5 protein-coding genes are annotated in these 6,186 nt (G+C 71.8%); 1 reads left to right on the top strand and 4 read right to left on the bottom strand.

Annotation, left to right across the window (positions count from 1 at the left end):
• The 4 genes from AB0G02_RS26010 to AB0G02_RS26025 form a co-directional block, all read right to left on the bottom strand.
• Positions 1-238, bottom strand: a 238-nt coding sequence (locus tag AB0G02_RS26010) for a hypothetical protein (protein WP_360798334.1), incomplete at its 3' end; no start/stop codon positions are given.
• 15 nt (positions 239-253) lie between these two features.
• Positions 254-1,399, bottom strand: coding sequence for an acyl-CoA dehydrogenase family protein (locus AB0G02_RS26015; RefSeq protein ID WP_360798337.1), 1,146 nt, complete (start codon positions 1,397-1,399; stop codon positions 254-256).
• Positions 1,396-3,291 carry a radical SAM protein gene (locus AB0G02_RS26020; protein ID WP_360798340.1) on the bottom strand — a complete coding sequence of 632 codons (1,896 nt, stop codon included), beginning with the start codon at positions 3,289-3,291 and terminating at the stop codon, positions 1,396-1,398. The genes AB0G02_RS26015 and AB0G02_RS26020 overlap by 4 nt, the downstream gene beginning before the upstream one ends.
• The gene (locus AB0G02_RS26025; protein WP_360798343.1) at positions 3,291-5,069 is read right to left on the bottom strand and encodes an amino acid adenylation domain-containing protein; all 1,779 of its coding nucleotides are present in this window, start codon (positions 5,067-5,069) and stop codon (positions 3,291-3,293) included. Before AB0G02_RS26025 ends, AB0G02_RS26020 begins: the two co-directional genes overlap by 1 nt.
• Positions 5,070-5,264: 195 nt before the next feature.
• On the opposite strand from AB0G02_RS26025, the gene AB0G02_RS26030 reads away from it, so the two are divergent.
• Positions 5,265-6,186: AMP-binding protein (locus tag AB0G02_RS26030; RefSeq protein ID WP_360798346.1), on the top strand; the 922-nt coding region annotated here is incomplete at its 3' end.

Consider the following 6,186-nt stretch of genomic DNA (forward strand, 5'->3'; position numbering starts at 1 on the left):
GAGCCGGGTTGCCGGGTTTGACGGCGATCGCCTTCAAGCCGAACATGCCGCGCCCACCGCCGAACGAGACGAAGGCGGGCATCACGGCGAGCACGTCGCCGCCGTACCCGGGAACCATGGTGCGCATCGGCTGGTGCACCCGGCCGGCGCTGAACGAGCGGAGCGCCTCGCGCATCACCGGGATGGCCGCGCTCATCGGGAGCAGCTCTCGGACGGTGGCCTCGTCGAGGTACCTCACGTGCGCCCCCTGTCGTCACAGCGGAAGGGACTGGCCGATGATCTCCTTCATGATCTCGGTGGTGCCCCCGTAGATGCCCTGCACCCTGCCCTGCACGTAGGCCCGGCCGACCAGGGACTCGGCGGCGTACCCGTAGCCGCCGTGCAGTTGCAGGCAGCGGTCCACCACGTCGGCGCACAGGTCCGTGTTCCACCACTTCGCCATCGCGGCCTGCTCCGGGGTCAGCTCGCCCCGGTCGTGCTCCACCACGCACCGGTCGGTGAAGACGCGGGCGACCTGGATCGCGGTGGTCATCTCGGCCAGCTGGAACCGGTTGTGCTGGAACTGGCCGATCGGCCGGCCGAACGCGGACCGCATCCCGCAGTACCGCAGGGTCTCGGTCAGCACCTGCTCGGCCAGCGCGAGTGCGGTGACCGCCACCGACAGGCGTTCCCGGGGCAGGTTCCGCATCAGGTAGCGGAAGCCCGCGCCGGCCTCGCCCAGCAGGTTCGCCCGGGGCACCAGCACGTCGTCGAAGGTCATCGCCACGGTGTCCAGCGAGTGCAGGCCGATCTTGGCCAGCGGCGTGCCCACGGTCAGCCCCGGCAGTGGCGGCTCCAGCACCAGCAGGCTGGCGGATCGGGGGCCGACCGCCGGGTCGAGCGCGGCCACCAGGACCAGCCCGGCCAGCAGGCCGTGGGTGACGAAGGCCTTGCTGCCCCGCAGCCGGTAGTGGTCGTCGCCCTCCCGGTGCGCGGTGGTGCCGATCGCCGCGATGTCGCTGCCGGCGCCCGGCTCGGTGATGGCGATGGCGCCGATCAGCTCGCCGGCGCAGAAACCCGGCAGCCAGCGGCTCTTCTGCTCCGGCGTGCCCAGGTCGTCCAGGTAGCCGCCGACGACCTCGCTGTGCAGGTTGAAGGCCGGGCTCAGCGTGCCGGCCCGGGCCATCTCCTCACCCCGCACCACGTGGTAGCGGTAGTCCCGGACCCCGCCGCCGCCGTACTCGACGTCGATCTCCGGGGCCAGCAGCCCCTGCCGCCCCGCCGCCAACCAGACGCTCCGGTCGACGACGCCGGCCTCCTCCCACTTGGCCAGGTTCGGCGTGACCTCGCGGGCGATGAACTCCCGGACGACCTCGCGGAACGCCCGGTGGTCGTCGGTGAAGATGCCCCTCGGCATCATCGCGCACTCAGCCGCACCGACTGGCAGGTCGGCAGCAGGGTGCGCAGCCGCTGGATCATCACGTGGCAGTAGCTCGCGCTCTGCTCGACGGTGTGGTGGCGGGGGACCGGCATCTTGCCGTCACGCGGGTGCTCGAAGCGCAGCTCGGTGGCGGGCTCGGCCAGCAGCCCCAGTTCCACCGGCAGGTGCGCCAACGCGGCGGGCAGCGACACCACGAGCGACGTCTCGTCGACCTCCACCAACCTGGCCTCGGTCAACTCGACACCGGGCGCCCGGACCGGTTCGCGGTAGAGGTACGGCCGGGCGACCAGGTCCAGGTCGGTGGCGCAGCGGGCGCCCGCGTCGGACCACCACGGCTGGGAACGGGCGAAGTCCAGCAGCAGCGCGTCGAAGGCGTCCCGGTGCGAGTGCAGCACGAGGTGCGCCGCCTTGCCGATGTTGAGCAGGTCGTAGTTGTCGGCGGTGGCCACCGAGTCCGCGACGAAGCGGCACAACTCGCTGTCCGACCGCTGCCAGAAGCCCGTCGCCGCGGTGAAGAAGTCCTCGTACGACTGGAGGCCGCCGCGGTCCAGGTAGCGGGCGAGGTGGTAGGCGCCGCGGGCGTTGTAGAGGCTCTGCACCAGGTAGTAGAACCAGGTGCCCTGCTCGCACTCGGCCCGGTCCACCCACCGGGTGGCCACCACCACGTCGGCTTCCGCCACCGGGTCGGGCGCCCGCTCCACCTCGATGCCCATGGTCTCCCGCTGCTCGTAGAGCGCGGTGTTGTGCAGCAGCAGCTGCGGGTAGACGGTGAGGGTGTCCGCCTCCAGCCGGCACAGCCGGGCGATCCCGGCCTTGAAGGTCTCCAGCGTCTCGCCGGGCAGCGGCCAGATCATCTCGATGAACGAGCTGATCCGCTTCTCGTTCAGGCTGCGCTGGAGTTCGGTGTAGGTGTCTTCCCGGATGTTCTGCCGGTCGATCAGCCGCAGCGTCTCGGTGTTCACCGTCTGGAGCGAGATGGGCTGGCTGGTGACCAGGCCGCCGCGCACCAGGATCTCGGTGATCTCGGCCACCCGCTCCGGCCGGTTCTTCGCGGCGGCCAGCACCATCGAGGTGGGGGAGCCGAACTCCTGCCGGCAGCTCACGATGTACCTGCTCAGCTCCACGTCCCGCGGCGACAGCCCCCAGTTGGCGTCGGCGATGAAGACGCTGGCCACGCCGTGCTCGGCGATCCACCGGATGTCCCCGCGCACGCGATCCTCGTCGAACTTGTAGACCTTGGAGTTCGTCGCCGCGCCCCAGAAGCAGAACCCGCAGTGGAACGGGCAGCCGCGGTTGGTCTCCAGCACCGTGAACGTGTAGTCGTGGCCGTCGAACAGACCCGCGGCGAACGGGGACGGCACGTCGTCGAGGGTGCGCAGCCGCGGCGGTTTGTCGGTGGTCACCAGCTCTCCGCCGCCGGTCCGGAAGGTCACGCCCGAGACCTGGGTGAGGTCCGGTTCCTCGACGAGCACCTGCCGGAGGAACTCGTAGCAGGGCTGCTCGCCCTCGCCGTCGCACACCACGACGTTGGCGGCGCCGGCCGGGATGTAGTCCGCGCCGTGGTTCATCACCTGCGCCCCGCCGAGCAGGAACCAGGCGTCGGGCCGCGCGGCGAGCAGGCCCGCCAGCAGCCGCCGGACCAGCCCGGTGTTCCAGATGTAGCAGCTGAACGCGTAGACGTCGCTGCGCAGGTCCAGCAGGTCGGCGAGCATCCGGTCAGGGTCCTGGCGCATGCTGCGGGAGTAGATCCGGAAGTCCACCGACGCCGCGATGACGGGGTCCTCCATGGCGTAGGCCTGGAGGTAGCCGGACACCAGCGGAACCGTGTTGTCGTAGACCGAGAGCTCGACGAAGGTGACGCGCTTGCCCATCAGGCCACCACCGTCGGCCGTTGTCCCCGCAGCGCGGCCACGAGGTCCCTGAGCACGGGGTGGGCGTAGACGTCGTCGGGGCGCAGGACGAGCCCCCGGTCGCGGGACCGCCTGACCAGCCGGCTGACCCGCAGCGAGTCCCCGCCGATCTCGAAGAAGTTGTCGTGCGGGTGCACCTCGGTGGCGTTGAGCACCTCCATCCAGGTCTCGGTCAGCGCGCGTTCCACGTCGTCCTCGGGTTCCGGCGGTGGTGCGGTTGCCGGTTGACGCAGGGGCAGTCGGGCCAGCGCCCGCCGATCCACCTTGCCGTGCCCGGTCATCGGCAGCCGGTCGGTCGGCACCACCACCGCCGGAACCATGTAGTCCGGCAACCGGGCCTGGAGGAAGCGGCGCAGTGCCACCGGGTCCACCGGGCCGTCGCCGGCGGTGACGTAGGCGATCAGCTGCCGGTCCCGACCGATGACGACCGCGCGACCGACGGTGGGGTGCGACCGCAGCACCGGCTCGACCTCGCCGGGGTCCACCCGGATCCCCCGGACCTGCACCTGGTCGTCGACCCGGCCGAGGAAGTGCAGCTGCCCGTCCGGCGCACGCCGCACCAGGTCGCCGGTGGCGTAGGCGCGGGCCGCGGGTTCCGCGCTGAACGGGTCGGCCCAGAAGGCGTTCCGCTCCGGGTCGCCCAGGTACCCCCGGGCCACGCCGACACCACCGAGGTGCAGCTCGCCCGGCTCGCCCTCGGCGACCGGACGGCGCCGCTCGTCCAGCACGTAGGCGGACACGCCCGGTATCGGCGTGCCGATCGGCGGCGGTTCGTCCGACGGACCACCCGGCAGCACCTCACAACACGTGGCCACCACCGTGCACTCGGTCGGCCCGTAGTTGTTGTGCAGCCGGAAGGGCAGCGCCGCGTCGGGGTAGGCGGTGAGCCGGTCGCCGCCGACCAGCATGTCCCGCAGGCGGCCGTCGTCCGGCCACCGCAGCTCCAGCAGTTGCTCGGCCAGCGGCGTGGGCACGAAGGTGGTGGTGATCCCGGATCGGCACAGCCACTCCTGCAACTCGGCCGGCGCGGTCAGCAAGGCCGACTCCACGACGTGCAGCGTGGCCCCGGCCGCCAGGCACGGCCAGACCTCCAGCGCGAAGGCGTCAAACGAGGGGCGTGCCAGCTGGGTGAGGTGGTCCTCCGGACCCACCCGGTAGCGCTGGAGGTACCAGTCCACGAGATTGGCCAGGCCGGCGTGTTCGACCAGCACTCCCTTGGGCGCACCGGAGGAGCCGGAGGTGTAGTTGAGGTAGGCCACGGCACCGTCCGGCACGGGCTCGGGCGGCCGTGGGGGCGTGCCGATCAGCAGCGGGCGCTGCGCGGTCGTCACGTCCACCGGCGACAACCCCTCCACCGCCGTGGCGGCCCACAGGTCGGGGTGGGTGATCACCACCCGCGCCGCGCTGTCGTCGAGCAGCCGACGGGTCCAGGCGGCCGGCTGCAGGACGTCGAGCATCAGGTACGCGCCGCCGGCCGCCAGCACGGCTGCCGCGGCCAGCACGCAGTCCACCGAGCGGTTCAGGTACACCGCGACCCGCTCGTCCGGCCGGACCCCGAGTCGGCGCAGCCGGTCGGCCAGGGCGTCCACCCGCCGCTGGAACTCGCCGTAGGTGACGGAGGTGTGCTCGTCCACGATGGCGACTGCCGCCGGGCTGCGGGCCGCCCACTCCGCGATCCGTTCCGGGACGGTGGTGTGGCGGGCGCTGTCTGCTCGCGGGCTTTGGCTTGCCTGCAGCACTCGAAGCCTCCTCGCGTGGTGGAGCGACACCGTCGAGTCTGGGAGGAGCCGTGCGCGGGTGACCATGGGACCTTGGTCCTGCCAGGACTGATCGCCTCGATCTCCCCGTGGCCGGGACCAACGTCCCATGGTCCGCTCAGCCCGCCGGTCCGAGACTGGAGGCCGCGAAGTCCGCTTCACAGCGTGAGGAGGCCGGTGGGTGCAGGCGATTCGGCAGTGGAGCTGTCCGTGCTGAAGGAGCGACCGTCGACCCCGGACCTGGTCACGATGTTCCAGGCACAGGCACGTGCGACACCGGAGGCCGTGGCGGTCGTCTTCGAGGACACCGCGCTCACCTTCGGCCAACTCGACTCCCGGGCGAACCGGCTCGCGCACGTGCTCGTCGCCGGGGGCGTGGGCGCGGAACGCGTCGTCGCGCTGATGCTGCCCCGATCGGTCGAGCTGGTCGTCGCGCTGCTGGCCGTGCTGAAAGCGGGTGGCGTCTGCCTGGCGGTCGACCCGCGGTACCCCGCCGACCGCATCGGCTACCTGCTCGGTGACGCCGGACCGGTGCTGCTGCTCGCGGACCGCCGCACGACGGCGCGAATCCCGGCCGGGAACGGCACTCCGGTGGTGGTGCTCGACGATCCGGTCACCCTCGCCGGGGTCGACGACCGTCCGGGGACCGACCTCGCGCCGGTCGACCCGGCACAGGCGGCGTACGTGATCTACACCTCCGGGTCCACCGGGCGTCCCAAGGGTGTGGTCGTCAGCCACGCCAACGTGCTCAACAGCTTCCACGGCTACCGCGAGAACGCCTACGCGATGTCGGAGCGGTCGGTCGGTGATCGCCGGCTGCGGGTCGCGCTGACGGCATCGCTGTCCTTCGACGCGTCCTGGAGCCACCTGTTCGCGATGTTCGCTGGGCACGAGCTGCACGTCGTGGACGACGCCGTCTGGGCGGACCCGGACGCGGCGGTCTCCTACCTCGTCCGGCACCGGATCGACCACATCGGCAGCACGCCGTCGTACGTGAGGCTGCTGCTGTCCCACGGCCTGCTGACCCGCTCTTGGCGGCCGGTCACCGTCGGGGTGGGTGGCGAGCCGGTGCCCCCGAGGCTGTGGGGGGAGCTCCGGG

The sequence above is a fragment of the Actinosynnema sp. NPDC023658 genome (assembly GCF_040639995.1).
In the GTDB taxonomy this organism is placed as follows: Bacteria; Actinomycetota; Actinomycetes; order Mycobacteriales; family Pseudonocardiaceae; genus Actinosynnema.